Origin of the sequence: Luteibacter anthropi (genome assembly GCF_011759365.1) — a bacterium.
Taxonomy (GTDB): Bacteria; Pseudomonadota; Gammaproteobacteria; order Xanthomonadales; family Rhodanobacteraceae; genus Luteibacter; species Luteibacter anthropi.
The window spans coordinates 440,861-467,151 of the sequence record NZ_JAARLZ010000003.1 but is presented as its reverse complement, the minus strand read 5'-3'; the positions used below and the strand labels follow the sequence as shown (position 1 = coordinate 467,151).

At 66.3% G+C, this 26,291-nt stretch carries 25 protein-coding genes; 15 read left to right on the top strand and 10 right to left on the bottom strand.

Annotation, left to right across the window (positions count from 1 at the left end; all coding sequences use genetic code 11):
• The first annotated feature begins 7 nt into the window (after nt 1-7).
• Genes HBF25_RS07665 through hisIE form a run of 9 tightly spaced genes read left to right on the top strand, consistent with a single transcriptional unit; the run spans nt 8 to nt 7,343 of the window.
• Entirely contained in the window at nt 8-325 is a 318-nt protein-coding gene (locus HBF25_RS07665) for a YerC/YecD family TrpR-related protein (protein ID WP_166947255.1), read from the top strand.
• The gene (gene hisG, locus HBF25_RS07660; RefSeq protein ID WP_166947254.1) at nt 322-1,215 is read left to right on the top strand and encodes an ATP phosphoribosyltransferase; all 894 of its coding nucleotides are present in this window, start codon (nt 322-324) and stop codon (nt 1,213-1,215) included. The genes HBF25_RS07665 and hisG overlap by 4 nt, the downstream gene beginning before the upstream one ends.
• Nucleotides 1,212-2,519, top strand: coding sequence for a histidinol dehydrogenase (gene hisD / locus HBF25_RS07655; RefSeq protein WP_166947253.1), 1,308 nt, complete (start codon nt 1,212-1,214; stop codon nt 2,517-2,519). The genes hisG and hisD overlap by 4 nt, the downstream gene beginning before the upstream one ends.
• Nucleotides 2,516-3,580 (top strand): histidinol-phosphate transaminase, encoded by a 1,065-nt coding sequence (gene hisC / locus HBF25_RS07650; protein WP_166947252.1) that lies wholly within the window; start codon nt 2,516-2,518, stop codon nt 3,578-3,580. The genes hisD and hisC overlap by 4 nt, the downstream gene beginning before the upstream one ends.
• The gene (hisB, locus tag HBF25_RS07645) at nt 3,577-4,641 is read left to right on the top strand and encodes a bifunctional histidinol-phosphatase/imidazoleglycerol-phosphate dehydratase HisB (RefSeq protein ID WP_166947251.1); all 1,065 of its coding nucleotides are present in this window, start codon (nt 3,577-3,579) and stop codon (nt 4,639-4,641) included. The genes hisC and hisB overlap by 4 nt, the downstream gene beginning before the upstream one ends.
• The gene (gene hisH / locus HBF25_RS07640; protein ID WP_166947250.1) at nt 4,641-5,231 is read left to right on the top strand and encodes an imidazole glycerol phosphate synthase subunit HisH; all 591 of its coding nucleotides are present in this window, start codon (nt 4,641-4,643) and stop codon (nt 5,229-5,231) included. Before hisB ends, hisH begins: the two co-directional genes overlap by 1 nt.
• Nucleotides 5,228-5,980 carry a 1-(5-phosphoribosyl)-5-[(5-phosphoribosylamino)methylideneamino]imidazole-4-carboxamide isomerase gene (gene hisA, locus HBF25_RS07635; protein WP_166947249.1) on the top strand — a complete coding sequence of 251 codons (753 nt, stop codon included), beginning with the start codon at nt 5,228-5,230 and terminating at the stop codon, nt 5,978-5,980. Before hisH ends, hisA begins: the two co-directional genes overlap by 4 nt.
• A complete protein-coding gene (gene hisF, locus HBF25_RS07630; protein WP_166947248.1) occupies nt 5,974-6,744 on the top strand; it encodes an imidazole glycerol phosphate synthase subunit HisF in 771 nt (256 codons plus the stop codon). The genes hisA and hisF overlap by 7 nt, the downstream gene beginning before the upstream one ends.
• On the top strand, nt 6,741-7,343 hold the full coding sequence (gene hisIE / locus HBF25_RS07625) for a bifunctional phosphoribosyl-AMP cyclohydrolase/phosphoribosyl-ATP diphosphatase HisIE (protein ID WP_166947247.1): 603 nt from the start codon (nt 6,741-6,743) through the stop codon (nt 7,341-7,343). Before hisF ends, hisIE begins: the two co-directional genes overlap by 4 nt.
• 145 nt (nt 7,344-7,488) lie before the next feature.
• Here hisIE and arsC read toward each other — a convergent pair whose 3' ends face one another.
• From arsC to HBF25_RS07605, 4 genes are all read right to left on the bottom strand, one after another.
• Nucleotides 7,489-7,830 (bottom strand): arsenate reductase (glutaredoxin), encoded by a 342-nt coding sequence (gene arsC / locus HBF25_RS07620; protein ID WP_166947246.1) that lies wholly within the window; start codon nt 7,828-7,830, stop codon nt 7,489-7,491.
• Nucleotides 7,827-9,323: a pseudouridine synthase gene (locus tag HBF25_RS07615; RefSeq protein ID WP_166947245.1), complete on the bottom strand. Its 1,497-nt coding sequence runs from the start codon at nt 9,321-9,323 to the stop codon at nt 7,827-7,829. The genes arsC and HBF25_RS07615 overlap by 4 nt, the downstream gene beginning before the upstream one ends.
• Nucleotides 9,320-10,153, bottom strand: a complete 834-nt coding sequence (gene scpB / locus HBF25_RS07610) for an SMC-Scp complex subunit ScpB (protein ID WP_166947244.1) — start codon at nt 10,151-10,153, stop codon at nt 9,320-9,322. Before scpB ends, HBF25_RS07615 begins: the two co-directional genes overlap by 4 nt.
• Before the next feature lie 90 nt (nt 10,154-10,243).
• The gene (locus HBF25_RS07605; protein WP_243853126.1) at nt 10,244-11,047 is read right to left on the bottom strand and encodes a segregation and condensation protein A; all 804 of its coding nucleotides are present in this window, start codon (nt 11,045-11,047) and stop codon (nt 10,244-10,246) included.
• A 399-nt stretch (nt 11,048-11,446) separates the two neighbouring features.
• On the opposite strand from HBF25_RS07605, the gene dinB reads away from it, so the two are divergent.
• Together dinB and HBF25_RS07595 are read left to right on the top strand one after the other, a co-directional pair.
• Nucleotides 11,447-12,634 carry a DNA polymerase IV gene (dinB, locus tag HBF25_RS07600; RefSeq protein WP_279588185.1) on the top strand — a complete coding sequence of 396 codons (1,188 nt, stop codon included), beginning with the start codon at nt 11,447-11,449 and terminating at the stop codon, nt 12,632-12,634.
• Nucleotides 12,635-12,767: 133 nt separating this feature from the next.
• Nucleotides 12,768-13,124 (top strand): PilZ domain-containing protein, encoded by a 357-nt coding sequence (locus HBF25_RS07595; RefSeq protein WP_166947241.1) that lies wholly within the window; start codon nt 12,768-12,770, stop codon nt 13,122-13,124.
• 186 nt (nt 13,125-13,310) lie between these two features.
• Here the strand turns inward: HBF25_RS07595 and HBF25_RS07590 are convergent, their stop codons facing one another.
• Nucleotides 13,311-15,008 (bottom strand): AMP-binding protein, encoded by a 1,698-nt coding sequence (locus HBF25_RS07590; RefSeq protein WP_166947240.1) that lies wholly within the window; start codon nt 15,006-15,008, stop codon nt 13,311-13,313.
• Between the two features lie 510 nt (nt 15,009-15,518).
• Nucleotides 15,519-18,260 (bottom strand): aconitate hydratase AcnA, encoded by a 2,742-nt coding sequence (acnA, locus tag HBF25_RS07585; RefSeq protein ID WP_166947239.1) that lies wholly within the window; start codon nt 18,258-18,260, stop codon nt 15,519-15,521.
• A 190-nt stretch (nt 18,261-18,450) separates the two neighbouring features.
• Between acnA and HBF25_RS07580 the strand changes: the two genes are divergently transcribed.
• Nucleotides 18,451-19,419: a LysR family transcriptional regulator gene (locus HBF25_RS07580; protein ID WP_243853109.1), complete on the top strand. Its 969-nt coding sequence runs from the start codon at nt 18,451-18,453 to the stop codon at nt 19,417-19,419.
• 193 nt (nt 19,420-19,612) lie between these two features.
• On the opposite strand, the gene hflD is transcribed toward HBF25_RS07580, so the two are convergent.
• From hflD to HBF25_RS07565, 3 genes are all read right to left on the bottom strand, one after another.
• Complete coding sequence (gene hflD, locus HBF25_RS07575; RefSeq protein ID WP_166947238.1) at nt 19,613-20,239, bottom strand: high frequency lysogenization protein HflD; 627 nt, start codon at nt 20,237-20,239, stop codon at nt 19,613-19,615.
• Nucleotides 20,240-20,435: 196 nt separating this feature from the next.
• Complete coding sequence (gene mnmA, locus HBF25_RS07570) at nt 20,436-21,530, bottom strand: tRNA 2-thiouridine(34) synthase MnmA (protein WP_166947237.1); 1,095 nt, start codon at nt 21,528-21,530, stop codon at nt 20,436-20,438.
• Entirely contained in the window at nt 21,527-22,015 is a 489-nt protein-coding gene (locus tag HBF25_RS07565; protein WP_166947236.1) for an NUDIX hydrolase, read from the bottom strand. The genes mnmA and HBF25_RS07565 overlap by 4 nt, the downstream gene beginning before the upstream one ends.
• Before the next feature lie 122 nt (nt 22,016-22,137).
• Between HBF25_RS07565 and clpS the strand changes: the two genes are divergently transcribed.
• On the top strand, nt 22,138-22,470 hold the full coding sequence (clpS, locus tag HBF25_RS07560) for an ATP-dependent Clp protease adapter ClpS (protein WP_166947235.1): 333 nt from the start codon (nt 22,138-22,140) through the stop codon (nt 22,468-22,470).
• A 76-nt stretch (nt 22,471-22,546) separates the two neighbouring features.
• On the top strand, nt 22,547-24,814 hold the full coding sequence (clpA, locus tag HBF25_RS07555) for an ATP-dependent Clp protease ATP-binding subunit ClpA (RefSeq protein ID WP_166947234.1): 2,268 nt from the start codon (nt 22,547-22,549) through the stop codon (nt 24,812-24,814).
• 158 nt (nt 24,815-24,972) lie between these two features.
• On the opposite strand, the gene HBF25_RS07550 is transcribed toward clpA, so the two are convergent.
• Nucleotides 24,973-25,626 (bottom strand): sigma-70 family RNA polymerase sigma factor, encoded by a 654-nt coding sequence (locus tag HBF25_RS07550; protein ID WP_166947233.1) that lies wholly within the window; start codon nt 25,624-25,626, stop codon nt 24,973-24,975.
• A 57-nt stretch (nt 25,627-25,683) separates the two neighbouring features.
• Here HBF25_RS07550 and HBF25_RS07545 point away from each other — a divergent pair, with 57 nt between their 5' ends.
• On the top strand, nt 25,684-26,283 hold the full coding sequence (locus HBF25_RS07545; RefSeq protein WP_166947232.1) for an ATP-dependent Clp protease proteolytic subunit: 600 nt from the start codon (nt 25,684-25,686) through the stop codon (nt 26,281-26,283).
• Nucleotides 26,284-26,291: the final 8 nt, after the last annotated feature.

Genomic DNA, 26,291 nt, shown 5'->3' with positions numbered 1-26,291 from the left:
GTACACTATGAAGCGTCGCTCGCTCGATCCCGATACCCCGGCCGATTCGGCCGAAACCAGCCTCTGCGAGGCCCTGCTGGGCCTGTCCTCCGTGGAGGAAATGCGGGCGTTCCTCCACGACCTTTGCACCCCGGCCGAAATCGAGGTCATGGTGGATCGCTGGCGGGTCGTGCCGCACCTGCTGGAAGGGCGCTCCTACCGGGAAATCCATGAGCGCACGGCGGTGAGCATCACCACCATCGGCCGGGTCGCCCGGTATCTCAACCAGGGCAACGGGGGCTACATGGCCGCCGCGGCCCGCCGCAACCTCGGGGGTGAGGCATGAAGCCGCGTGACCGCCTGCGCATCGCCATGCAGAAGTCGGGCCGGCTGACCGAGCCGGCGCAGGAGCTGCTCGCCCGCTGCGGGCTGAAATTCCGACAGAGTCGCGACAAGCTGTTCTGCTTCGGCGAGGGCGAGCCCGTGGATCTGCTCCTGGTCCGCGACGACGACATCCCCGGTCTTATCGCCGAGGGCGTCTGCGACATGGGCATCGTCGGTCGCAACGTGCTGCAGGAATACCAGTACTCCCATCCCGAAGCCGGGGTGGCACTGGATGAGCTGCGCCCGCTGGGCTTCGGCCGCTGCCGCCTTTCCATTGCCCTGCCGCAGGACGAACCCTACGACACCCCGGCACAGCTGGGCGGCCAGCGCATCGCCACGTCTTATCCCGGCCTGCTGGGCGAATGGCTGCGCAGCAACGGCGTGGACGCGAAGGTCGTCTACCTGGCCGGCTCCGTGGAAATCGCCCCCCGCCTGGGCACGGCCGATGCCATCTGCGACCTCGTCTCCAGCGGCGCCACCCTCGTGGCGAACCAGCTGCGCGAAACCGCCGTGCTGGTGGAGAGCGAGGCCGTGCTGGCGGGGCCTCGCGACCTGCCGACCGACGAACGCGGCGAGATTGCCGAGCTGCTGCTGCGCCGTCTCGATGGCGTGATCCAGGTGCGCGATTCGCGCCTGATCCTGCTGCAGGCACCACGCAACGCACTCGACGAAATTACCCGCCTGTTGCCCGGCCTGCCGATCCCCACGCTCACGGCGGTGGACGGCGCACCGGACCAGGTGGTGGTGCAGGCGCTGTGCGCCGGCTCGGTGAGCTGGCGGCAGCTGGAAGACATGAAACGCGCCGGTGCCCGCGACATGCTGGTGCTGCCGGTGGAGAAGATGCTGGCATGAAACGGATCGACTGGAACACGCTGGACGAACCCGGCCGCGACGCGGCCCTGGCGCGACCGGCGCAATCGCGGGCTGAACCGCTTCGCGAAGGCGTCGAGGCCATCGTCGCCGATGTGCGCGCACGCGGTGACGTGGCACTGCGCGAGCTGACCGAGCGCTACGATGGTGCATCGCTGGACGCACTCAGCGTGAGCGACGACGAATTCGCTGCTGCCGAAGCGCGGCTTGCGCCGGAGCTCAAGGCAGCCGTACGCGAAGCCGCGTCACGTATCGAAAGCTTCCACCGCGCTGCGGCGCCCACCGCTGTTTCTGTCGAAACAGCGCCGGGGGTACGCGTCGAACGCGTGTTGCGTCCCATCCGCCGCGTCGGCCTGTATGTGCCGGCCGGTGGTGCGCCGTTGCCGTCCACGGCCATCATGCTCGGCGTGCCGGCCGTGATCGCCGGGTGCCGCGAAGTGGTGTTGTGTACGCCGGTACAGGCGAACGGCCGATGCGATGATGCCGTGCTGTATGCCGCGAAGGCCACGGGGGTTAATCGCGTCTTCAAGCTCGGTGGCGCGCAGGCCATCGCCGCCATGGCGTACGGAACCGACACGGTACCCCGTTGCGACAAGCTCTTCGGCCCCGGCAACGCCTGGGTCACCGAGGCGAAGCTCCAGGTGGCCGGCGATCCGGCCGGTGCGGCGATCGACATGCCGGCCGGCCCCTCCGAAGTCCTGGTGATCGCCGATGCCGATGCGGATGCACGCTTCGTGGCGGCCGACCTGCTATCGCAGGCGGAGCACGGGCCGGACTCTCAGGTGCTGCTGGTAAGCCCGTCGGCGGATCTGCTCGATCGTGTGGCCGACGAGGTAGAGCGCCAGCGTCTCGCCTTGCCTCGTGCCGAGGTTGCGGCGAAGGCGCTTGGCGAAAGTCGCCTGGTGCTCGTAAGCGATCTTGCCCAGGCGGTGGAAGTCAGCAACCGATATGCGCCGGAACACCTGATCATCCAGACCGCCGATCCGCGTGCACTGCTCGACGATATCGAGTCGGCAGGGTCCATTTTCCTCGGTGAATGGACGCCGGAATCGGTGGGTGACTATTGCAGCGGCAGCAACCACGTGCTGCCCACCTACGGCTATGCACGCAGCTACAGCGGTGTCTCCGTGGCCAGCTTCCAGAAGCAGGTCACCGTGCAGGAACTCTCGGCGGATGGCCTGCGCAACATCGGGCCGTGCGCCGCGATTCTTGCCGAGGCCGAGCAACTGGAAGCCCACCGCCGGGCCGTGACGCTGCGTCTTGCCGCCATGGATGCCGTGGCATGAGCGTGCTGGATCTTGCCCGCGAGGAAATCCGCGCCCTTGCCCCGTATTCCAGCGCACGGATGGAAGCATCCGGTGGCACGGTGCTGCTCAACGCCAATGAATCGTCACGACCGGCGGATATCCCGGGAGGCGAGGGGTTGAACCGTTACCCGGACCCGCAGCCGCGTGCGCTCGTCGAAGCGCTGGCCGAGCTGTACGGTCGCGATGCATCGCAGCTGCTTGTCACCCGAGGCAGCGACGAGGCCATCGACCTGCTGGTACGTGCCTTCTGTCGCGCCGGTCGCGATGCCATCGTGATTTCACCGCCGACGTTCGGCATGTACGCGATCTGCGCACGCATCCAGGATGCAGCCGTCATCGAGTCGCCGCTGGATGCCTCCGGTGCACTCGATGTCGATCGTCTGTTGGCCAGCGTGACGGAGCGTACGCGCCTGGTCTTTGTGTGCTCGCCCAACAATCCCACGGGCAACCTGGTCGAGCATGAAACCCTTCGTCGTATTGCTCGCGAACTGGCAGGCCGTGCCGTGCTGGTGATCGACGAGGCCTATGCCGAGTTCAGCGGCGCGCCGGGTGCGGCGACCCTGCTTGATGAATTCGACAACGTTGCCGTGCTGCGTACGCTGTCCAAGGCCTGGGCCCTGGCAGGTGCGCGCGTGGGTACGGTGATGGCGCGGGAAGACGTGATCGGCCTGCTGCGCCGGATCATCCCGCCGTATCCGCTACCCACGCCCTGCGTCGAGGCGGCACTGTCTGCACTTTCGTACGAAGGGCGCCGCGTGCAGCGCCACCATGTGAGCGAGACCCTGTCCGAGCGGGCGCGCATGACGCAGGCGCTGGCGACATTGCCCGGCGTACGCGCCGTGCTTCCCTCGCATGCCAACTTCATCGCCGTGCGTTTTGACGATCCGGCCGGCACCTATCGTCGCCTGCTTGCCGCTGGCATCGTGGTGCGTGATATCACCCGTTATCCGGGGCTTTCCGATGCCCTGCGCATTACGGTGGGCACCGGTAACGAGAATGACCGCGTGCTGGCGATCCTGCGGGCGGGAGAAGGCGCATGAGCCGGAAGATTCTTTTTGTCGATCGCGACGGTTGCCTCATCGAGGAACCGGCCGACCAGCAGATCGACAGCTACGAAAAGCTCGCCTTGCTGCCGGGTGTCATCGCCGCCTTGCAGCGCTGTGTCGCGGCGGGATACGAGCTGGTGATGGTGACCAACCAGGACGGCCTGGGCACGCCATCGTTCCCGCAGGATACCTTCGACGGCCCACATGCCCTGTTGCTGCGCATCCTGTCGTCGCAGGGCATCGTGTTCCGCGAGCAGTTGATCGACCGCAGTTTCCCGCACGAGAACCGGGATACGCGCAAACCGGGCACGGGTCTCGCCCGTCACTGGCTGGCCGACGACAGCTGGAGCCGTGCCCAGTCGGCCATGATCGGCGACCGTGAGAGCGACATGATTTTCGCGGCGAACATGGGCGTGCGCGGTTTTCGCGTGGGGCCTGATGGACAGGACTGGGCGTCGATTGCCCATGGCCTGCTCGACGCACCGCGCGTGGCCGAGGTCATCCGTCGCACGAAGGAAACCTCCATTCGCGTCCGCGTGGATCTGGACCGCATCGCCGAGCCTGTCGTGCACACCGGGCTCGGCTTCTTCGACCACATGCTCGAACAGATTGGCAAGCACGGCGGTTTTGCGCTGGATCTGCGCTGCGATGGCGACGTTCAGGTCGACGAACACCACACCATCGAGGATTCCGCACTGGCGCTGGGGCAGGCCTTGCGCCAGGCACTGGGCGACAAGCGCGGCATCGGCCGATATGGGTTTGCCTTGCCGATGGACGAGAGCGCCGCGCGTGCCGAGCTGGATCTCTCGGGCCGACCGTACTTCGTCTTCAACGGTGAGTTCCCGCGTGACCGCGTGGGCGATGTGCCGACCGAACTGGTGCCGCACTTCTTCCGCTCCCTGTGCGAAACGCTGGGCGCCAACCTGCACCTCACGGTGGAAGGCGAGAACGCCCACCACATGGTGGAGGGTTGCTTTAAAGTCGTAGCGCGTACCCTGCGCCAGGCGATCCGTCGCGAAGGTGCGGAGCTGCCGAGCACGAAGGGGAGCCTGTGATGCGTGTGGTCCTTGTCGATGCCGGTGGCACCAACATCGGCTCGGTGCGCTATGCGTTGCAGCGGTTGGGCACCGATGCGGAACTGACCGCGGATGCCAGTCGTATCCGCGAGGCAACGCACGTGATCCTCCCCGGCGTCGGCGCGGCCGCGCCTGGGATGCGACGCCTTCGCGAGGCGGGTCTCGTGGAGGTCTTGCGTGGCCTCACCCAGCCGGTGCTGGGCGTCTGCCTCGGCATGCAGCTGCTGTGCGAGCGCTCGGAAGAGGGCGATACCGAATGCCTGGGTGTGATCCCGGCGACGGTACGACGCTTTGCCGAGTCTCCCGGATTGCGTGTACCGCACATGGGCTGGAACAGCTTGCGCCGCGAAGCGGAGCATCCGCTCACGGCGGGGCTGGAAGCCCACGACACCGCCTACTTTGTACACAGCTATAGGGTGCCCAGCGGCGATTACACGCTGGTTTCCAGCGAGCATGGCGTGCCGTTCTCCGCGATGGTCGCCTCCGGCAATTTCATGGGCATGCAGTTCCACCCCGAGCGTTCCGCCGGCGTGGGCGCCCGACTCCTGAAGAATTTTCTTTCGCTATGACCCTCCCGATTCCCGCCATCGATCTGCGCGACGGCAAGGTGGTGCGCCTGTTCAAGGGCGACTACGCGCAGCAGACCACGTTCGACGTGGAGCCCCTGGCCCTGGCCGGCCGTTATGCCGATGCAGGCAGCGCGTGGCTGCATGTGGTCGATCTCGACGGCGCGCGGTCGGGGCAGTTCGAAAACCTGCCGACGCTGTCGCGCATCGTGGATGCCGGGCGCCTGCATGTTCAGGCCGGTGGCGGGGTGCGCGACGAAGACGGTGTGAAACGACTGCTCGATGCCGGGGTGTCTCGTGTCGTTGTTGGCAGCATCGCCATCCGCGAGCCCGATACCGTAGCGCGCTGGCTGGCGACCTATGGCGCCGAGCGTATCGTGCTTGCACTGGATACCCGCTTCCGCGATGGCGAATGGAAGCTTCCCAGTGCTGGCTGGACTGCCGACGAGGCGCGCACCCTCGACGACTTGCTGCCTTTCTACGTCGCGGCAGGTGCAAGGCACCTGCTATGCACCGACATTGATCGCGACGGCACGATGACCGGTCCCAACACGGCGCTCTATCGTCATCTGGAGCAGCTGGCGCCGTCGATGGACGTGCAGGCCTCCGGCGGGGTCCGTTCACTCGACGATATTGCTGCGCTCACCTTGCAGGGCGTTTCCGGGGTAATCCTCGGCAGAGCCTTGTTACAGGGCGAATTCACCCTTGGCGAGGCATTCGACATGGCGGCCAGGGCAGGTGCCACATGCTGAACCGACGTATCGTGCCGTGCCTGGATGTGCGTGACGGCCAGGTGGTGAAGGGGGTGCGTTTCCGTAACCACGTGGTCGTGGGTGGCATCGTGGAGCTCGCTCTGCGTTATCGCGACGAGGGCGCCGATGAACTGGTGTTCTACGACATCACGGCAAGTCCGGAAGGACGCCGCGTGGATCGCGACTGGGTGGAACGGGTCGCGCGCGAGATCGATATTCCGTTCTGTGTGGCCGGCGGTATCCGCAGCGTGGAAGACGCGCGCGAGGTGCTGCATGCGGGCGCCGACAAGGTGTCGATCAATTCACCCGCACTGGAACGTCCGGCGCTGGTCGGGGAGATCGCGGAAGCGTTCGGTGTGCAGTGCGTGGTGGTGGGTATCGACAGCCTGCGCGATGACGACGGCCAGTGGCGCGTGCGCCAGTACACCGGCGATCCGTCGAAGACGAAGGCGCTGCGCAAGCGCACGCTCGACTGGATCGACGAAGTGCAGGCGCTGGGCGCCGGTGAGATCGTGCTCAACTGCATGGGAACCGATGGAGTCCGCCGCGGTTACGACATCGAGCAGCTGCGCGAGGCCCGCCAGCACTGCCGCGTGCCACTGGTGGCCTCCGGCGGTGCCGGCACGCCCGGACATTTTGTGGAGGTATTCCGCGATGCCGACGTCGATGCGGCCCTGGCGGCCAGTGTGTTCCATTCCGGCGAGATCGCCATTCCCGCCCTGAAGCGCGAACTGCGCGCGCAGGGTATCGAGGTACGTGTATGACCGCGACAATTCCCGATTTTGCCAAGGGCGATGGCCTGGTTCCCGCGATCGTGCAGCACGCGCGTACGGGCGAGGTGCTGATGCTTGGCTATATGGACGAGGCCGCGCTGGCGAAGACGCGTGAGAGCGGTCTGGTGACGTTCTACAGCCGCAGCAAGCAGCGCCTGTGGACCAAGGGCGAGACCTCCGGCGATGTGCTGGCGCTGGTCGACCTGAAAATCGATTGCGATGCCGATACCTTGCTGGTGCGTGCGTTGCCTGCGGGCCCGACATGTCACACGGGTACGACGAGCTGTTTCGGTGACGACGTGGCGCCGCGACTCGGTTTTCTGGCGGAGCTCGATGCGCTGGTGGCATCGCGCCACGCCGAGCGTCCCGAAGGCAGCTACACCACGAAGCTGTTCGACGGCGGTATCCGTCGCATGGCGCAGAAAGTGGGCGAAGAGGGCGTTGAAACGGCGCTGGCAGCCGTGGCCGAAGATGACGACGCCCTGCTGGGCGAGGCCGCCGACCTGGTCTTCCACCTGATGGTGGTGTTGCGCGCACGCGGAATCGGCTTCGAGCGCGTGGTGCAAAAACTAGCCTCACGCCACCGCTGACCTCCTCTTGTAGGAGCGCGCCTCGCGCGCGACCGGGGAAACCGATAACGCACGAACTTCTTCGGCGGACCACGAGAAGCCGTGGTCTGCGGTGCGCTTGGGATCTATCGCGTACCGGTCGCGCGCGAGGCGCGCTCCTGCACGGTTATAGGATGGCCAGGACGGCTTCCGGGGGGCGACCGATGGCCGCCTTCTTCCCATGAATGACCACCGGACGCTCGATGAGCTTCGGGGTGGTCGCCATCGCATCGATCAGCTGCTGGCGCGTCGCATTCGCCGATACATCGGCGTATTCCGCCTCGCCCTTGCGCATCAGCTCACGCGGCTCGATGCCGAGCGCTTTCAGCACGGCATCGATCTGCGCCGCCGAGGGCGGGGTCTTCAGGTATTCCACGATCGTCGGCTCAAGGCCCTGCTGTTGCAGCAGGGCCAGGGTGTCCCGCGACTTCGAACAGCGCGGGTTATGCCAGATCGTGAGCGTGTTCAAAAGTTGCCGCCGCGATTGCCGCCACCGCCACCGGGACGACCGCCACGGTTACCGCCGCCACCCGGGCGACCACCGCGGTTGCCACCACCGGACGGGCCACGGCTGTTGCCGCCGCCCGGACCGCGGGCGTTACCGCCACCGGGGCCACGGCTGTTGCCGCCGCCCGGACCACGAGCGTTACCGCCCGAAGCACGGTTGCCACCGGCACGTCCCGGGCCGCCCTGGCCCATGCCGCCACCGCCCTGGGCGCGGTTGCCACCGCCGCCCTGGCCGCTGCGCGGGCCACGGGGGCCGCGATTGCCGCCACCCGGATTACCCGCCACGTTACCGTTGGCGTTGCCGCCACCGGTGCGGCTGTCGCCGGCAAACCAGGTGCGCAGGGCCGGCAGTTCCTGGCCGGGTGCCACGCGACGCGACGACTTGCGCTGGCCACCGGCCGGACGGTCCGGACGATCGACGTTGCCATTCACCTCGCGACGGCGGCCCCCGGCGTTTCCGCCACGGCCGCCACCCTTGCCACCGCGCGGATTGTCGTCGCGGATACGGTCGAAGGCGGTAAGTTCACGGGCCTCGTCATGACGGGCCGAGCTCCAGCCACCGGAGGTCGCCTTGTCCGGGCGGTATTCGGTGACGTGGCGCGGTGCGCGGCGCTGGTGCACCACGGCGTTGAGCGTGAGCACCGGATCGGGAGCACCGAGCCCGGCGCGCTCGCGCAGTTCCTTGATGGCGGTTTCGTCCAGCGACTCGCAGTCGCCACGACGCAGGGCGCGGGGCAGCTCGACGCTGCCGTAGCGGATGCGCTTCAGGCGGCTGACCAGAAAGCCCTGCGAATCCCACAGGCGGCGGACCTCGCGGTTGCGACCTTCGCGGATCGTCACGCGGAACCAGCTGTGGCTGCCGCCGCGGCTGATGACGCCGATCTCGTCGAAGCGGGCCGGGCCGTCTTCCAGTTCCACACCGGCCTTGAGGCGCTCGATGATCTCGTCGGGCACTTCGCCGTGGACGCGGCAGAGGTATTCGCGCTCGAGGCCGCTCTTCGGATGCATCAGCGCGTTGGCGAGTTCGCCGTCGGTGGTGAGCAGCAGCAGGCCGGTGGTGTTGATGTCGAGGCGACCCACGGCGACCCAGCGCGCGCCCTTCAGGCGCGGCAGCTGTTCGAACACGGTGGGGCGGCCTTCGGTGTCGTCGCGGGTGGTCACCACGCCTTCCGGCTTGTGGTAGACCAGCACTTCGGCATCGCTGCGGGTATCGGTGGCGACGACGAACTGCTTGCCGTCGAGCACCACGCGGTCACCGGCGTGCACGCTCTCGCCAATGCTGGCGACCGTACCGTTGACTTCGACCTCGCCAGCCTGGATGCGCTGTTCGAGCATCCGGCGCGAGCCGAGCCCGGCGTTGGCAAGCACCTTGTGCAGGCGCTCTTCGAGCTGGGCGGCTTCTTCGGCGCTACCGCCGCGTTTCAGGGTAAGCAGGGATCGCTGGGGCGCATTCATGCGCGTGACTCCTCGGGGTTCTTCTCGGCACCGTCGTCGTCTTCGTCGGCGGTGCTTGCGGTGTTCTCTGCCTCGTCGGCAGTGGGGGATGCCGCGGCGACGTCGTCGCCGGCAGGCCGTTCGTTCGTGGTTTCGTCGTCGTCGTGCGAAACGACCTCGGCGTCACCAGGGAGGGGGGCCGTGGCGAAAGCCTCGGCGGGAAGATCGATATCGGTGTCGTCGCCCTCGACGTCGTCGGGCAGCGCCACCCGGGCCGGGGCGGGTTCCGTGTCGCCATCGAGGCGCAGCTGCGGATTGATCTCGTCGAGGTCGCGGATCTCGGACAGCGGGGGCAGCGCGTCCAGCGACTTCAGGTTGAAGTAGTCGAGGAAGGTGCGGGTGGTGCCGAACAGGGCAGGGCGGCCCGGGACATCCCGGTAGCCCACCACGCGGATCCATTCGCGCTCTTCCATCGTCTTGATGATGTTGGAGGAGACGACCACGCCGCGGATCTGTTCGATCTCGGGGCGGGTGATCGGCTGGCGGTAGGCAATGAGCGCCAGGGTTTCCAGCAGGGCCCGCGAGTAGCGGCTGGGGCGTTCGGCCCACATCCGGGAGACCCAGCCGTGGACTTCGCGGCGAACCTGGTAGCGCCAGCCGGAAGCGACTTCCACCAGCTCGACGCCACGCCCTTCGCAATCCGCTGTCAGCGCCGCAAGGGCTGCCGCCAGCTCGTCGCTGCCGATCTCCTCTTCCTCGCCGAAGATCGCCTTCAGCTGAAGAATCGTCATCGGCTGGGTCGACGCCAGCAGCGCCGCTTCCACGATGGGTTTGAGTTGTTCGGGTTGCATAGGCCTTCGGTGTGCCGCGCCGGGGCGCGGATGGGTTTCGCGAACGCGCCGCGCGCGGCGGCAGATTCCATGTCTGGCCCTCGGGGGCCGTCAGGCGAGCGCTTCCTCGTGCTCGGCCTCCGTCTGGACCTTCGTGCGCAGGTAGATGGGCCCCAGGGCTTGCTCCTGCACGATCTCGACCAGCATTTCCTTTGCGAGCTCCAGCATCGCAAGGAAGGTGACCACCACGCCGAGCCGGCCTTCGCTGATGTCGAACAGCGTCTCGAATCGGTGGAACGAGCCGCCGGTGAGCGAGCCGAGCACTTCACCCATGCGCTGGCGGACACTGAGTGGTTCGCGCTGGATCGCATGGTGCGTGAACAGTTCGGCGCGGTTGAGCACGTCCTTGAGCGCGAGCAGCAGTTCCTTCAGGTCGAGCGGGGGCGGGACGCGTACCACAGTCTGTTCGCCGACAAAGGCATGCACCACGGTGGTGTCGCGTTCCAGGCGCGGCAGTTCTTCTATGTCCTGCGCGGCCCTCTTGAAGCGTTCGTACTCTTGCAGTCGGCGTACCAGTTCGGCACGCGGATCATCCTCGAGGCCTTCTTCCGCAGGTGGCCTGGGCAGCAGGAGCCTGGATTTGATCTCCGCGAGGATCGCGGCCATCAGCAGGTATTCCGCGGCCAGCTCCAGGCGCATCACTTCGCGCATCATCCCGATGTAGTCCATGTACTGCCGGGTGATTTCGGCGACAGGGATGTCGAGGATGTCGAGGTTTTGCCTCCGGATCAGGTAAAGCAACAGGTCGAGCGGACCTTCGAACGATTCCAGGATGACTTCGAGCGCGTCCGGCGGAATGTACAGGTCCTGCGGCATCTGCAGCACCGGCTGCCCGCGCACCAGAGCCAGGGGCATTTCCTGTTGCTGCGGAACGCCTGCAAAAGCGTCACGGGTTGTTTCGACCACCTGGACTTCGGTTGTCTCGTTAGTCATCGGCACACGTCAGAAGGGCCGCCAGGGCGACCGGGTACGCAATCAACCATCGATGCCGTCCGGCGGCCACACCGCCGGTCGTCCGGCATGCCCCGCATCGTCGCCGACGAGCGAAAGACATCACCGTTGGATACCCCGGAAAGGGTCACTACCTCTGAGGAACGTCGGAGGGTGGACCTTGGCCGGCAACATCCATAACGCCGGCTAGGGCGAGACGCCCGCAATAAGTACACCCGATGAGGATACAGGGTATCGCCTGTGGCGGCCCAAGTCCAGCGGACCCAGCGGCGGGCCGCCTGTCGATCCGGCACAATACGGGCCATGCAGCCGGCCCAGCGCGCAATTATCCATGTAGACATGGACGCCTTCTACGCGTCGGTGGAGGAGCTGGACGACCCCTCGCTGGTGGGCAAGCCGGTGATTGTGGCCGGACTGGGGCGCCGGGGCGTGGTTTCCACGGCCAATTACGAGGCCCGCAAGTACGGCGTCCGCTCGGCGATGCCTACGGCAGAGGCCCGTCGCCGCTGCCCCCACGGCCAGTACATCTTTCCCCGCCATGACCGCTACAAGGCCATTTCCGACGTGGTGTTCGAGGTGTTCGGCCAGTTCACGCCGATGATCGAGGGCCTGTCGCTGGATGAGGCCTTTCTCGACGTGAGCGCCAGCCTGCGGCTGTTCTCATCCATCGAAGCGATCGGGCGCCAGATCAAGGACGACATCAAGGCGCGGACGGGCCTGAACGCTTCCGTGGGCATGGCGCACAACAAGCTGCTGGCCAAGCTGGCCAGTGAGCTGTCCAAGCCCGACGGGTTCCTGGTGATCCGGCCCGACGAGGTGCGTGGGTATCTCGACCCCCTGCCGGTCGGGCGCATGTGGACGGTGGGCAAGGTCGCCGAAGAGGCCTTGCAGAACGTCGGCATCCGCACCATCGGCGACCTGCTGCGGGCCGACGACTGGCGCCTGCACAAGGCGGTGGGTCCCCGTCACGGCGCCCAGCTGCGGGCGCTGTGTCGCGGAGAGGATCAGCGGCCCGTCGTGGCCGATGCTGCCGAGGTGTCGATCAGTGCCGAATGGACCTTCGAGACCGACCTGGACACCCTGCCCATCGCCGAGGCCTGGCTGCTGCGCCAGTGCGAGCGGGTGGGCGCCAGGGCCCGTGCCAGGGAGCTGGAGGGGCGCACAGTGTCGGTGAAGCTGCGCGAGCCGCCCTTCGTCACCCATAGCCGCCAGGCCCAGCTGCCGGTCCCCGGCAATGCCACGCCCGAGATCTACGCCGTGGCACGTCGCTTGCTTCAGGTCTGGTGGAACCAGCATCCGCGACCGAGGCTTCGCCTGCTCGGGGTGGGGCTGTCGGGGTTCGATGCCCGGCATGGCGACGAGCAGCAGGATATGTTCGCCGCGCCGGTAGCGGAAAAACGCTCCGATGGCGTCCAGGACCGGATCAACCAGCGCTTCGGCGCCGGGGCGCTGGTCCGGGCTGGCGTACTGAAGACGCGCGGTAAGGAGTGACGCGAAAAGACGGTGAACGGAGCCCCGGACTGCGCTAATGTGTCGATAAGTGACACGGAACGTAAGTTTGTGAGGTGCGGTCATGCCGATCGCGACAGACAAAGGCAAGGCACCGGGATGGGTGGAACAACTGATGTCTCTTGATAAGGCCGGCGCACAGGCGCACGAGCGCCATGCACGCATGAAGGTACCTGCGGCCGTATTGATGAGCCGTGGGCACGAAGCCTTTTCCACCGATCTGATCGATATCTCGGCCACGGGCGTGCTGCTGAAGCGTCCGCAGCGCTGGAGCGGCGTAGTGGGGCAGGTATGGGTGCTGGATATCGTGTTCGCCCACGACCTGCACATCAACATGGAAGCCGAAGTGGCCCGCGCCTCGGCGCGCCAGATCGGCCTGCGCTATTCCCTCATCCCCGAAGACAAGCAGGCCCCCCTGTGGGAGCTGCTGGGCGGCTACGCTGACACCCTCGAAGCCTGGCACCAGGAGTAACTCCCTCACCCTTGCAGACGTTGCAAGAACAAAGACGAGAGCTTCTGTGGGAGCCGACCGTGTCGGCGATTCCGCGGCAGCGGGCAACCTGGCCCGCTGCCGCGGAATCGCCGACACGGTCGGCTCCCACCAGGCAGGGGTGTCGTTGACGAGATGAAAAAAGGGCCGCTTTCGCGGCCCTTTTTGTCAGGCCTGCGCGGCCTTTTTCTTCTTCCGTTCCTCGTCGCGCAGCTCGCGGCGGAGGATCTTGCCCACGTTGCTCTTGGGCAGCGAATCGCGGAACTCGATCTGCTTCGGACGCTTGTAGCCGGTGAGGTTTTCGCGGCAGTACTCGCGCAGGGCTTCCTCGGTGAGGGAAGGATCCTTGCGCACCACGTAGATCTTCACGATTTCACCGGAGTGCTCGTCGTCCACGCCAACGGCGGCCACTTCGGCTACGCCGGGGTGATGCATGATCGTGGCCTCGATCTCGTTCGGATACACGTTGAAGCCCGAGACGAGGATCATGTCCTTCTTGCGATCGACGATGAAGGCCTGGCCCGTTTCGTCCATCTTCGCGATGTCGCCCGTGCGCAGCCAGCCATCGTCGGAGAGCACCTTCGCGGTTTCCTCCGGCTGCGCCCAGTAGCCCTTCATCACCTGCGGACCACGGATGCAGAGCTCGCCTTCCTGGCCCAAGGGCAGGGGGTGGCCTTCGTCGTCGCGGATTTCCGCATAGGTGTTGGGGATGGGGTAGCCGATGGAACCGGTGTACTCGTTGACGTCCACCTTGTTGGCGAGCGCCACGGGCGAGGTCTCGGTAAGACCGTAGCCTTCGATGATGGCGCGGCCGGTGACCTTCTTCCAGCGCTCGGCGACCGCCCGCTGCAAGGCCATGCCACCGGCCATGGCCAGATGCAGGCGAGAGAAATCCACCTGGTCGAAGCCCGGTGTGTTGAGCAGGCCGTTGAACAGCGTGTTGACGCCGGTGATGGCGGTGAAGCTGGTCTTGCGCAGCTCCTTCACGAAACCCGCCATGTCGCGCGGGTTGGTGATGAGCACGTTGAGGCCACCCAGGCTGGTGAAGATGAGGCCGTTCACCGTGAGCGAGAAGATGTGATACAGCGGCAGCGCCGTGATGATGGTCTCTTCGCCCGGCGTGGCGTGATGCGCCACCCACGGACGGGTCTGCAGCATGTTGGCGACCATGTTCGCGTGCGTGAGCATCGCGCCCTTGGCCACGCCAGTGGTGCCCCCGGTGTACTGGAGGAAGGCCAGGTCTTCGGGATTCACCTCGACCTTGGGCATCGGATGCTTGCGGCCGCGTTCGAGGGCGTCCTTGAAGCGCACGGCCTTCGGCAGGCGGAAGGCGGGTACTTCCTTGCGGATGTGCTTCACCACGAAGTTGATGATCGCGCCCTTCGGGAAGCCGATGAGATCGCCCACGCCGGTGGTGATGACGTGCTGCACCTTCGTACCGTCCAGCGCCTGTGCGGCGGTGTGGGCGAAGTTGTCCAGCACGATGAGCACCTTGGCGCCGGAGTCTTCCAGCTGGTGGTGCAGTTCGCGTGCGGTGTACAGCGGATTGGTGTTGACCACCGTGAGACCGAGGCGCAAGGCGCCGAACAGGGCTACGGGATACTGCAGCAGGTTGGGCAGCATGATCGCGATGCGGTCGCCCTTGCGCAGGCCCAGCTCGCCGTGCAGGAAGCCGGCGAAGGCCTTGGACTGCTCGTCGACCTCGCGATAGGTCAGCGTGTGGCCGAAGTTGCGGAAGGCAGGGCGATCGCTGAATTTGGCGAAGGACTCTTCGCACAGGGCAGCGACGGAGCGATAGGTGTCGACGGGAACATCTGCCGGCACGCCTTCGGGGTAATGATCAAGCCACGGACGCTCGGTGCTCATGGATGGGGCGGACTCCATTGGTGACGTTCGCACGGCAATCCGTCGTACGATCGCGGCATTGGAGCATACGCACGCGTATAGCGGCAAGCCGCATTGCAGCGTCGTTTATCGACGAAATCCCCCTTGGTTATTGTGAATTTTCGTGTGGGCTTTGTTCTGGGGGCGAGTGGTTGCTTGCTTATGCGTCGCGGCGGGCTGGGGCGGTCTTTCGTGTTCGGGGGCCTGGGCTTGCTTGCCCCAGTGTAGAAAAGCCGTAGCTGCGGCGCGGCGAAAACCCGGCGTCCGGCGCTGGGTTCCAGCGTTCGCTGGAACGACGGATCGCATGTTTGCAACCACTTCGATATCCCTCATGTCGTCCCTGCGAAAGCAGGGACCCAGCGGCGGGCACGGGTTTTCGCCCCACCGCCACCTACGAAAACCGCCCACCGCATCCGCAACGAAAAAAGCCCCGGAATACCGGGGCTTTTTTCCAGATCAGCTCCCGAAGGAGCCGACCTTGTCGACGACGGCTTACGCCTTCGCCAGCGAGCGCAGCACGTACTGCAGGATGCCGCCGTGGCGGAAGAACTCGCGCTCCTTCGGGGTCAGCAGCAGCACCTTCACGGTGAACTCCTTGACCGAGCCGTCCGGACGCGTGGCCTTGACCGATGCCGTCTTCGATTCGCCGCCGTTGAGGCCGGTGATGTCGAACACTTCGTCGCCCTTCAGGCCCAGCGACTGCGCGTTCTCGCCGTCCTGGAACTGGCAGGGCAGCACGCCCATGCCGACCAGGTTCGAGCGGTGGATGCGCTCGAAGCTCTCGGTGATGACAGCCTTGACGCCCAGCAGCAGGGTGCCCTTGGCTGCCCAGTCACGCGACGAACCGGTGCCGTATTCCTTGCCGGCGAGCACGACCAGCGGGGTGCCGTCGGCCTTGTACTTCATGGCGGCATCGTAGATGGCCATCTGTTCGCCGGACGGGATGTACTTGGTGTAGCCGCCTTCGACGCCATCGAGCATCAGGTTCTTGATGCGGATGTTGGCGAAGGTGCCGCGCACCATCACGTCGTCGTTGCCGCGACGCGAACCGTAGGAGTTGAAGTCCTTCGGCTCCACGCCCTTGGAGATCAGGAAGCGGCCCGCCGGGCTGTCCTTCTTGATCGAGCCTGCCGGCGAGATGTGGTCGGTGGTGATCGAGTCACCGAAGATACCCATGGCGCGGGCGCCGTGGATGTCCTCGATGGTGCCGGCTTCGGCGGACATGCCGTCGAAGTAAGGCGGGTTCTTGATGTAGGTGGAGTCGTCCCACGCGTAGGTCTGGCCATCCGGCGAGGCGATCTGGTTCCAGCGGCTGTCGCCCTTGAACACGTCGGCGTAGCTGTCCTTGAACATCTGCGGCGTGATGGCGCCGGCGATGAGGTCGCTGATTTCCTGGTTGCTCGGCCAGATGTCCTTCAGGTACACCGGCTGGCCATCGCTGCCCGTGCCGATCGCGTCCTTCGTGAGGTCGATGTTGAGCGTACCGGCCAGGGCGTAGGCGACCACCAGCGGCGGCGAGGCCAGGTAGTTCATCTTCACTTCCGGATGCACGCGGCCTTCGAAGTTGCGGTTGCCCGAGAGCACCGACGCCACGGCGAGATCGCCTTCGGAGATGCCCTTGCTGATTTCGGTCGGCAGCGGACCCGAGTTGCCGATACAGGTGGTGCAGCCGTAGCCGACCACGTAGAAGTTGACCTTTTCCAGCTCGGCGAGCAGGCCGGTCTTCTTCAGGTATTCGGTGACCACGAGCGAGCCCGGTCCGAGCGAGGGCTTCACCCACGGCTTGGAGGTGAGGCCACGCGCGGCGGCCTTCTTCGCCACCAGGCCGGCGGCAAGCATCACGGCCGGGTTGGAGGTGTTGGTGCACGAGGTGATGGCGGCGATCACGACGGAGCCGTCGTTGATGCGGAAGTTCTGGCCGTCCTTGTGGACGAGCACGCCTTCCTCGTTGATGCCGTTGGCTTCGTTGCCGATGGCGGTGCCGCCGCCTTCATTGCTGAAGCGCGAGGTGTCGCCGTTCTTGGTCTTGCGGTTGGCGGTGAGCGGACCCACGACGTCGAGGAAGCTCTGCTTCACGCCTTCGAGCAGCACGCGGTCCTGCGGACGCTTCGGGCCGGCCAGCGACGGCTTGACCGTGGCCATGTCGAGCTCGAGCACCGTGGTGAACTCGGCTTCCGGCGTGTTGGCGTCGTGCCACAGGCCCTGGGCCTTGGCGTAGGTTTCCACCAGCTTGATCTGGGCGTCGTCGCGACCGGACAGGTGCAGGTAGTTCAGGGCTTCCTGGTCGACCGGGAAGATGCCGCAGGTGGCGCCGTATTCCGGGGCCATGTTGGCGATGGTGGCGCGGTCGGCCAGCGGCAGGTTCTGCAGGCCGTTGCCGAAGAACTCGACGAACTTGCCCACCACGCCGAGCTTGCGCAGCATCTGGGTGACGGTGAGCACGAGGTCGGTGGCGGTGACGCCTTCGGAGAGCTTGCCGGTGAGGCGGAAGCCCACGACCTGCGGGATCAGCATGGACGACGGCTGGCCCAGCATCGCGGCCTCGGCCTCGATACCGCCCACGCCCCAGCCCAGCACGCCGATGCCGTTGATCATCGTGGTGTGCGAGTCGGTGCCGAACACGCTGTCGGGGTAGGCGAAGGATTCGCCGTCCACTTCACTGGTGAACACGACGCGCGCCAGGTTCTCGAGGTTCACCTGGTGGACGATGCCGGTGCGCGGCGGCACGACGGCGAAGTTGTTGAAGGCCTTCTGGCCCCAGCGCAGGAAGGAGTAGCGCTCCTGGTTGCGCTCGAATTCGATTTCGACGTTCTTTTCGAGGGCCGACTCGGTACCGAAGGCGTCGACCTGCACGGAGTGGTCGATGACCAGCTCGGCCGGCACCAGCGGGTTGATGCGCTTGGCATCGCCGCCGAGCTTCACCACGGCGTCGCGCATGGCGGCGAGGTCGACCACGCAGGGCACGCCGGTGAAGTCCTGAAGGACCACGCGGGCGGGCATGAAGGAGATTTCGGTGTCCGGCTCGGCCTTGGCGTCCCACTTGGCGACGGCCTCGATTTCCTTCGAGGTGACGTTCACGCCGTCTTCCTGGCGGAGGAGGTTCTCCAGGAGGATCTTCATGGAGTAGGGCAGGCGCTTGAGGTCGAACTTTTCGCCGAGCTTGGCCAGGCTGGCGATGGCGTGGCGCTTGCCGTTGACTTCGATACTGTCTCGGACCGAGAACGAGTCTTTCATGCTGTACTCCTGGCGTGACGTTCTTTAGCTGGGGAGGCCTGACGGACCCGGTCGGGTCCGTCAAAGCGTCGATTATCGCGCAGTCTGCCGCCCGTATGCGACCGCCATGCGGCCTGGGTGCGGCTACAATGCGCGGTCCGTGGCGCAAGCCGCGCGAAATTCGGCGGCTGAAGGATGAAGGCGGGGACGCATGGGCGCAAACGCATTTGATGGCACGCAGCGTTCGATGATTTCGATGGCCCTGTCGTCGGTGTCGTTGCGCGACCTCGCGCTCGTCCAGGCCGTGGCGCGTGAAGGCAGCTTCAACAGCGCCGCGCGGGCCATGTACATCAGCCCTTCTGGGCTTTCCCACCAAGTGCAGAAGGTGGAGCAGGCCCTGGGCATGCCGCTCTTCGAGCGCGGTGGCCGGCGGGTTGCGCCCACGGCCAGCGGTCAGCGTCTGTTGGGTTACATCGACAGCGTGTTATCGGCCGCGGAGCATCTGGAGCACGCCGCGCGGGCCGGTGACGTGGCCTTCGGTGGGGAATTGCGACTGGGCGTGCCATCCACGCTGGGGCCTTATCTGCTGCCGCATGTCATCGAGCCGTTTCCGCAGCGCTTCCCGGATACGCGCCTGACCATCTCCGAAGGCAAGCCACGCGGACTGCTCCGGCGACTGGGCGAGGGCGAACTGGATGCCGTGCTGGCGCCGCCGAGCACGGCCATGACGGGGCTGGATTCCGTGGCGCTGTTCTTCGAGCCCTATGAGCTGATGCTGCACAAGGGTCACCCGCTGGCGGGCCAGGAGGCCATTGCCCTCACGGAACTGGATGCCGCCGATGCGACCCTGATGGCGGAAAGCCACGGCAACGGGGTGTCGGATCTGGGCATGCCCGGCGCGGCGCGGCCGGAGCGCATCCAGGATCTCAGCATCGAGAGCCTTGCCACCCTGGTGGCCCTGCGCGGCGGCTATTCGCTGGTGCCGATCCTGGCCCACGAGCGACTCAATTCCATCCCGAACGTGGTGCTGGCGGCAGTGGAAGGCGCGCGACCCGGGCGGCATATCGCCCTCTACTGGCGCAGCGCCACCCCCTGGCGCGACGACCTGGTGGGCTTCGGCGAACTGCTCAGAACCCTCGCAGGCACCATCCCCGGCCTGGACACCACCACCCCCCTGTAGGAGCGCGCCTAGTGCGCGACCTGCATGGCGCTACGACGGAACGGTCGCGCGCAGGCGCGCTCCTACAAGGCGGCGGTCAACTGGCGGCACCGTCTCCCTGTAGGAGCGCGCCTCGCGCGCGACCTGCATGGCGCTACGACAGAGCGGTCGCGCGCAGGCGCGCTCCTACAGGAGGGCGGGCTATGCCAGGGGCTCAGAGGCCGTTATCGAGCGTGGAGCCGGTAAGAAGGCCGCGGGCCAGCATCGCGCATTGCTTGCGATAGAACAGGATCTGCCACTGCCGTCCGCCGATCTGGTGCCACAGCACCGCGGAACGCACGGCGGCCAGCAGTGCGGCGCGCACGCGCTCCACGTTCGCCTTCTGCTGGAGATGGGCCGGGGTGCCGGTGACCATCACCCGCGGTTTCAGCGTGGACAGGGTGCTCGCATACACCTCGGCGAGCCGGGCGGTGACGTTCGGATGGTCCATTCCGAAATGCTCCACCTGGCGCTGGGTGGCGACGATGCCTTCGCGCAGGCGGTCGAGCAGGGGGCGGTTACGCGACAGCGAACGTTCCAGGCGCAGCACCGTGACGGCCATGCGCATCACGGCGATGTCGCGGGTCTGGTCCTCGAACTGGGCCACGAGGGTGCGCAGGCCTTTCCGCACGCCGGCCACGCCGCCGTAGACACCGGCCACCGTATCCGCGTCGATGCGGAACACGCTGGCCATGCTGGCTTCGAACGCGACGTCGTCGCAGCGGCCGTCGGTGGCAAGCTGCTGGGCGAGGGCGGCCCCCTGGAAAACTCCGGCAAGGGCTAGGACGCGTTCTTCATTCATTCGTGAGACTCGGAAAACATTTCATGTAGGAGCGCGCCTCGCGCGCGACCGGTATCGCGATATGGCTGAACTGTAGGAGCGCGCCTTGCGCGCGACCCACATCGCGAGCATCTGCGGAAAGCGGGGGCCCTGTGTTCTTCAGCCATATCGCGATACCGGTCGCGCGCAAGGCGCGCTCCTACAGGGGGATGGGGGTTCATGTCAGGCCGCCGTAGGCTGCATCCGTGGCGGCTATCACCGCGCCGCCCAGGCAGGCCTCGCCGTCGTAGAGCACCACGGACTGGCCCGGGGTGACCGCGCGCTGGGGCTCGTCGAAGACGACATGCAAGGTGTCACCACGGACCTCGACCGTGCAGGCCTGGTCGGACTGGCGGTAGCGGGTCTTGGCGGTGCAGCGGAACGACAGGCCGGGCGCCTCGCCGGCCACCCAGGTGGCATCGGTGGCTTCCAGCCGCGTGGACTGCAGCCAGTGGTTCTCACCACCCTGTGCGACGATCAGCACATTGCTGGCGACGTCCTTGCCCACCACGTACCAGGGATCGTTCGAGGCGCCCACGCGCCCGCCGATGCCCAGGCCGTTGCGCTGGCCCAGCGTGTAATACATCACGCCCTGATGCTCTCCGATGACGTTGCCGTCCGGATCGACCATGGCGCCCGGCTTCGCGGGCAGGTACTGCGACAGGAAAGCGCGAAAATCCCGTTCGCCGATAAAGCAGATACCGGTGGAATCCTTCTTGGCATGCGTGGCGAGGCCGGCTTCACGGGCCAGCTCGCGGACCCGTGGCTTCTCGATTTCCCCCACGGGGAACAACGTGGCCGCCAGCTGCTTCTGGCCCAGGGCGTGAAGGAAATAGCTCTGATCCTTGCTCGCATCCACGGCGCGCAGCAGGCGGTAGTGGCCGTCGCGAAAATCCACCCGGGCGTAGTGGCCCGTGGCGATCTTCTCGGCGCCGAGCGCCTGTGCATGCTCAAGGAAGGTCTTGAACTTGATCTCGCGGTTGCACAGAACATCCGGATTGGGCGTGCGCCCCGCTGCGTATTCGGCCAGGAAATACTCAAACACGCCATCCCAGTACTCGCCCGCGAAGTTGCGCGCGTGGAACGGGATGCCCAGCCGGCCGCAGACGGCCACGGCGTCCTTGCGGTCCTCGTCGGTGGTGCAGGGGCCGGAGCGGTCGTCTTCTTCCCAGTTCTGCATGAACATGCCTTCCACCTCGTGACCGGCCTGCTGGAGCAGGAGGGCCGCGACGGAGGAGTCCACGCCACCGGAGACGCCCAGGATCACCTTCATGCCGGGTTCTCCGGCAGCAGGCTGGCCACGGCCTCCAGCGGCAGGCGCCGCCCGGACAGCCAGGTGTCGATGGTGGTGAGGATGAGCGGGCTGCGCAGGCGCGGGCCCAGGGCCTCGATTTCGTCGCGGCGCATCCACAGGGCGCGGCGGATGCCGGTGTCCAGCGGGCGCGCGGGATCGTGCAAGACCGAGTGCCCGCTGAAGGCGAACCTGATCACCTGTTCGCCGTGCTCGGGGCTCAGCCACTGCCAGGCACCGAGGAAGGCATCCAGTTCGATGGTGTGGCCGGTTTCCTCTAGCGCCTCGCGGATGGCGGCGGTGCGGAGGCTCTCGCCCGGATCGAGGTGGCCGGCGGGCTGGTTATAGGCCAGTTCGCCGAAGACCTCCTCCTCGACCATCAGGAAGCGGCCTTCGTGCGCGACGACGCAGGCCACCGTGACACGGGGGCACCAGACGTTTTCGGCCGGGACGGGGCGGGAAGTCATGACTTGGGAGGGGAGGGGCTCTGGAAATCGGCCTATTGTGCCATCACCTCGGGGGATCGACCCGAAAGCCCGGCGAAAATCGGGTGTATATAATCGAATCGCGTACCCAAGGTTCTTCTTACATGTCCCAGGAACACGAACACGAACAGGAAGGCGACCGTGGGCATGGCCTGGCCGTCGAGACCAGCCGCCCCGAGACCGCACGGCCGCCGCTTTTCCAGGTCGTCCTGCTGAACGACGACTTCACGCCGATGGATTTCGTGATCGAGGTACTGCGCAGTTTCTTCGGCATGGACCAGGAGAAGGCGGTCCAGGTGATGCTCCACGTCCACACCCGCGGAAAAGGCGTGTGCGGCGTGTTCACCCGCGAGGTGGCAGAAACCAAGGTGACCCAGGTCAACGAGTACTCACGTTCCAATCAACACCCGCTGTTGTGCACTATGGAAAAGATGTAGCCAGTCCCCCATCTGGAATACATGCGGCAACCAACGGGTTACACCCCGCCGCCCACAGCTATCGGAGACGGTCCGTATGTTCAGCAAGGATCTCGAAGTCACCATCGGGCACTGCTACAAGCAGGCCCGCGAGCAGCGCCACGAGTTCATGACCGTGGAGCACCTGTTGCTTGCCCTTACCGAAAACACCTCCGCCCTGGCAGCCTTGCGCGCCTGCGGTGTCGACCTGCCGCGCCTCGCGGCCGACCTCCAGCGGATCATCGCCGAGACCGTCCCGGTCCTCCCCGCCGGCGACGAGCGCGACACGCAGCCCACGCTGGGTTTCCAGCGCGTGCTCCAGCGCGCCGTCTACCACGTGCAGTCCTCGGGCCGGAAGGAAGTCACCGGCGCGAACGTGCTGGTGGCCATCTTCGGCGAAAAGGACTCCCACGCGGTCTATTTCCTGCACCAGCAGGAGATCACCCGCCTGGACGTCGTCAACTACATCTCACACGGCATCGCCAAGATCGGCGACGAATCCGCCGCGGCCGCGTCCAGCAATGAGCGCGACAGCGAGGAGGGCGGCGAGGGCAAGGGCAACCCGCTCAGCGAGTACGCCTCCAACCTCAACGAGCTGGCCATCCAGGGCAAGATCGATCCGCTGATCGGCCGCCACGACGAGGTGGAGCGCACCATCCAGGTGCTCTGCCGCCGCCGGAAGAACAACCCGCTCTACGTGGGTGAGGCGGGCGTGGGCAAGACGGCCCTGGCCGAAGGCCTCGCCAAGCGCATCGTCGAAGGACAGGTGCCCGAGGTGCTGGAAGACTGCACCATCTGGTCGCTCGACCTCGGCGCGCTCGTGGCCGGCACCAAGTACCGTGGCGACTTCGAAAAGCGCCTGAAGGCGGTGATCGCGCAGCTGAAGAAGCAGCCGAACGCCATCCTCTTCATCGACGAGATCCACACCATCATCGGTGCGGGTTCGGCGTCGGGCGGCACCATGGATGCCTCGAACCTGATCAAGCCCATGCTGGCCTCCGGCGAGCTGCGCTGCATCGGTTCCACCACGTTCCAGGAGTTCCGCGGCGTGTTCGAGAAGGATCGCGCCCTGGCCCGCCGCTTCCAGAAGATCGACGTGGTCGAGCCCACCGTGGCCGACTCCATCGAGATCCTGCGCGGCCTGAAGACCCGCTTCGAAGAGCACCACTCGGTGGAGTACACCGGTGAGGCGCTGCGTGCGGCGGTCGATCTGTCGGTCAAGCACATCCCTGACCGCCTGCTGCCGGACAAGGCCATCGACGTCATCGACGAGGCCGGCGCCCGCCAGCGCCTGCTGCCGGAAGACCAGCGCACGGGCAAGGTCGACGTGCCGGAAATCGAGTACATCGTGGCCAAGATGGCGCGCATCCCGGCCAAGCAGGTCTCGGCATCCGACCGCGACGTGCTGCGCAACCTGGAGCGCAACCTGAAGATGGTGGTGTTCGGCCAGGATGCCGCGATCGAGGCCCTGGCTTCGTCCATCAAGATGGCGCGGTCGGGCCTGGGCGATCCGTCCAAGCCCATCGGCAGCTTCTTGCTCGCCGGCCCCACGGGCGTCGGCAAGACGGAAGTCACGCGCCAGCTCGCCATGCAGCTGGGCATCGAGATGGTTCGCTTCGACATGTCCGAGTACATGGAAGCGCATTCGGTCTCGCGCCTGGTCGGTGCCCCTCCGGGCTACGTCGGCTTCGACCAGGGTGGCCTGCTCACCGAGCAGATCACCAAGCATCCGCACTGCGTGCTGCTGCTGGACGAAATCGAGAAGGCGCATCCGGATGTGTACAACATCCTGCTGCAGGTGATGGACCGCGGCGTGCTTACCGACACCAACGGTCGCGAGGCCAACTTCAAGAACGTCATCATCGTGATGACGACGAATGCGGGCGCCCAGCTCGCTTCGCGCCGGGGTATCGGCTTCGTGAAGCAGAACCACGCACCGGACGCCATGGAAACCATCCGTCGCCTGTTCACGCCGGAGTTTCGCAACCGTCTCGACGCCATCATCCAGTTCAACGCGCTGGACTTCGACCACATCCTGCGCGTGGTCGACAAGTTCCTCATCGAATTGGAAACCCAGCTGGCCGAGAAGAAGGTGAGCGTGGACGTCACGCCGGAAGCCCGCCGCTGGCTGGCCGAGCACGGCTTCGACCCGCAGATGGGCGCACGCCCGATGGCTCGTGTCATCCAGGACAAGGTCAAGCGTGCCCTGGCTGACGAACTGCTCTTCGGCAAGCTGGCCGAGGGCGGCAAGGTCACCCTGTCGGTGGAAGGCGAAGAGCTGCACGTGGAAACCGAGTCGGCCGAGCCAGCCACGGCCACGGCGTAACCCGAAGCGCGCTCCTGTGCAGGAGCGCGCTTCGTGCGCGACAGTCCCAAAGAAAAAGCCGCGGCCAGCCCGCGGCTTTTTTTTGCAGCTGCCCTGTAGGAGCGCGCCTTGCGCGCGACCGGATTTTCGCGAGACCCGGTCGCGCGCAAGGCGCGCTCCTAGAGGGTCAGAGTGGTGGCCAGGTCCATCAGTGCCACGGGCGACGATACGCGCAGTGTCGCGATCAAGCCGGCGGGGTCCCTATGCCATACCGCCAGCTGGCAAAGCGCCAGCAGGTCGCCCGTGTCCTCGTCGCCATACGCATCGTCCCAGCTCTGCCGGTCCCCGCGCACGCGGGCCAGCAAGCGACGCACATGCTGGCGCGACGCGGCCTCAGTGCGCCCCGACAGCTCGCCAAGCCGCGCATGGTCCAGCTCGAACACTTCATGCAGCAGAAGAAGGGCGACATCACCGGGCGGCAGCGCGCGCACGAGATGCGCCAGTGCCATTGCCACGCGCTGTTCCTCGTCGGCAAGGTGCTCGGGTGTATCGGTATCGGTAGCGGCGCCCTGCGTGACATCCAGCTTCGCCAGGATCGCCCGGTACCGTTCATGCCGTCGCAGGCCGTCGATGCACAGGTTGCGCAGCACCGTGACCATCCACGCCTCGTGGCCGGCCGCAGGCAAGGCGCCCTGGGCCGTGCGCAGATAGGTTTCCTGCACGAGGTCTTCGGCGTCACCCCCAGCGACCGTCCAGCGCGTGGCCAGTGCCAGCAGGCGCCGGCGCAGGGCGATGTCGCCGACGAAGGGGTGGAAAGGAGCAGGAGATGTCACGTTCGCGGCCGCTCGTTCGTATAGGGAATGAACCCAGCACGCCATGGAGCCACGTACATGTTCACCAGCGAAACCGATAAGCCTTCCTCGCCCGCCCCGGGCCAGAACAGCGCCTTCCTCGAAGAAAAGGCCTTCCGCGCCCGCACGGTACTCGTGTTCGGCACCATTACCGACACGGTGGCCGCCGAAACGGCGCGCCGCCTGCTGGCGCTGGATGCCGATTCCGATGCCCCCATCGACGTCATTGTCTCCTCGCCGGGCGGCCACCTGGAATCCGGCGACGTCATCCACGACATGCTGCGTTTCATCAGCGCACCGGTGAACATGATCGGTTCCGGCTGGGTCGGCAGCGCGGCGACGCACCTGTTCCTGGGCGTGCCCCGGGAGCGTCGCGTGTGCCTGCCGCAGACACGTTTCCTCATCCATCAGCCCAGTGGCGGGGCGGGTGGGCAGGCCAGCGATATCGCCATCCAGGCCAAGGAGATCATCAATGCACGCGAGCGCATCGCCCAGGTGATCGCCCGCGAATGCGGGCAGCCGCTGGAGCGCGTGAGGGCCGATATCGAGCGCGATCTGTGGATGCCGGCGGAGGAGGCGAAGGAGTACGGCCTTGTCTCGCGGATCATCGAGCGACGCACGGAGCTGGCGAAGGCCTGACAATGAAA

Excerpts from the sequence above, each read along its gene's own strand:
- HBF25_RS07665 (WP_166947255.1), top strand. The coding sequence starts at position 8 with ATGAAGCGTCGCTCGCTCGATCCCGATACCCCGGCCGATTCGGCCGAA.
- hisG (WP_166947254.1), top strand. The coding sequence starts at position 322 with ATGAAGCCGCGTGACCGCCTGCGCATCGCCATGCAGAAGTCGGGCCGG.
- hisD (WP_166947253.1), top strand. The coding sequence starts at position 1,212 with ATGAAACGGATCGACTGGAACACGCTGGACGAACCCGGCCGCGACGCG.
- hisC (WP_166947252.1), top strand. The coding sequence starts at position 2,516 with ATGAGCGTGCTGGATCTTGCCCGCGAGGAAATCCGCGCCCTTGCCCCG.
- hisB (WP_166947251.1), top strand. The coding sequence starts at position 3,577 with ATGAGCCGGAAGATTCTTTTTGTCGATCGCGACGGTTGCCTCATCGAG.
- hisH (WP_166947250.1), top strand. The coding sequence starts at position 4,641 with ATGCGTGTGGTCCTTGTCGATGCCGGTGGCACCAACATCGGCTCGGTG.
- hisA (WP_166947249.1), top strand. The coding sequence starts at position 5,228 with ATGACCCTCCCGATTCCCGCCATCGATCTGCGCGACGGCAAGGTGGTG.
- hisF (WP_166947248.1), top strand. The coding sequence starts at position 5,974 with ATGCTGAACCGACGTATCGTGCCGTGCCTGGATGTGCGTGACGGCCAG.
- hisIE (WP_166947247.1), top strand. The coding sequence starts at position 6,741 with ATGACCGCGACAATTCCCGATTTTGCCAAGGGCGATGGCCTGGTTCCC.
- HBF25_RS07615 (WP_166947245.1), bottom strand. The coding sequence starts at position 9,323 with ATGAATGCGCCCCAGCGATCCCTGCTTACCCTGAAACGCGGCGGTAGC.
- scpB (WP_166947244.1), bottom strand. The coding sequence starts at position 10,153 with ATGCAACCCGAACAACTCAAACCCATCGTGGAAGCGGCGCTGCTGGCG.
- HBF25_RS07605 (WP_243853126.1), bottom strand. The coding sequence starts at position 11,047 with ATGCCCCTGGCTCTGGTGCGCGGGCAGCCGGTGCTGCAGATGCCGCAG.
- dinB (WP_279588185.1), top strand. The coding sequence starts at position 11,447 with ATGCAGCCGGCCCAGCGCGCAATTATCCATGTAGACATGGACGCCTTC.
- HBF25_RS07595 (WP_166947241.1), top strand. The coding sequence starts at position 12,768 with ATGTCTCTTGATAAGGCCGGCGCACAGGCGCACGAGCGCCATGCACGC.
- HBF25_RS07590 (WP_166947240.1), bottom strand. The coding sequence starts at position 15,008 with ATGAGCACCGAGCGTCCGTGGCTTGATCATTACCCCGAAGGCGTGCCG.
- acnA (WP_166947239.1), bottom strand. The coding sequence starts at position 18,260 with ATGAAAGACTCGTTCTCGGTCCGAGACAGTATCGAAGTCAACGGCAAG.
- HBF25_RS07580 (WP_243853109.1), top strand. The coding sequence starts at position 18,451 with ATGGGCGCAAACGCATTTGATGGCACGCAGCGTTCGATGATTTCGATG.
- hflD (WP_166947238.1), bottom strand. The coding sequence starts at position 20,239 with ATGAATGAAGAACGCGTCCTAGCCCTTGCCGGAGTTTTCCAGGGGGCC.
- mnmA (WP_166947237.1), bottom strand. The coding sequence starts at position 21,530 with ATGAAGGTGATCCTGGGCGTCTCCGGTGGCGTGGACTCCTCCGTCGCG.
- HBF25_RS07565 (WP_166947236.1), bottom strand. The coding sequence starts at position 22,015 with ATGACTTCCCGCCCCGTCCCGGCCGAAAACGTCTGGTGCCCCCGTGTC.
- clpS (WP_166947235.1), top strand. The coding sequence starts at position 22,138 with ATGTCCCAGGAACACGAACACGAACAGGAAGGCGACCGTGGGCATGGC.
- clpA (WP_166947234.1), top strand. The coding sequence starts at position 22,547 with ATGTTCAGCAAGGATCTCGAAGTCACCATCGGGCACTGCTACAAGCAG.
- HBF25_RS07545 (WP_166947232.1), top strand. The coding sequence starts at position 25,684 with ATGTTCACCAGCGAAACCGATAAGCCTTCCTCGCCCGCCCCGGGCCAG.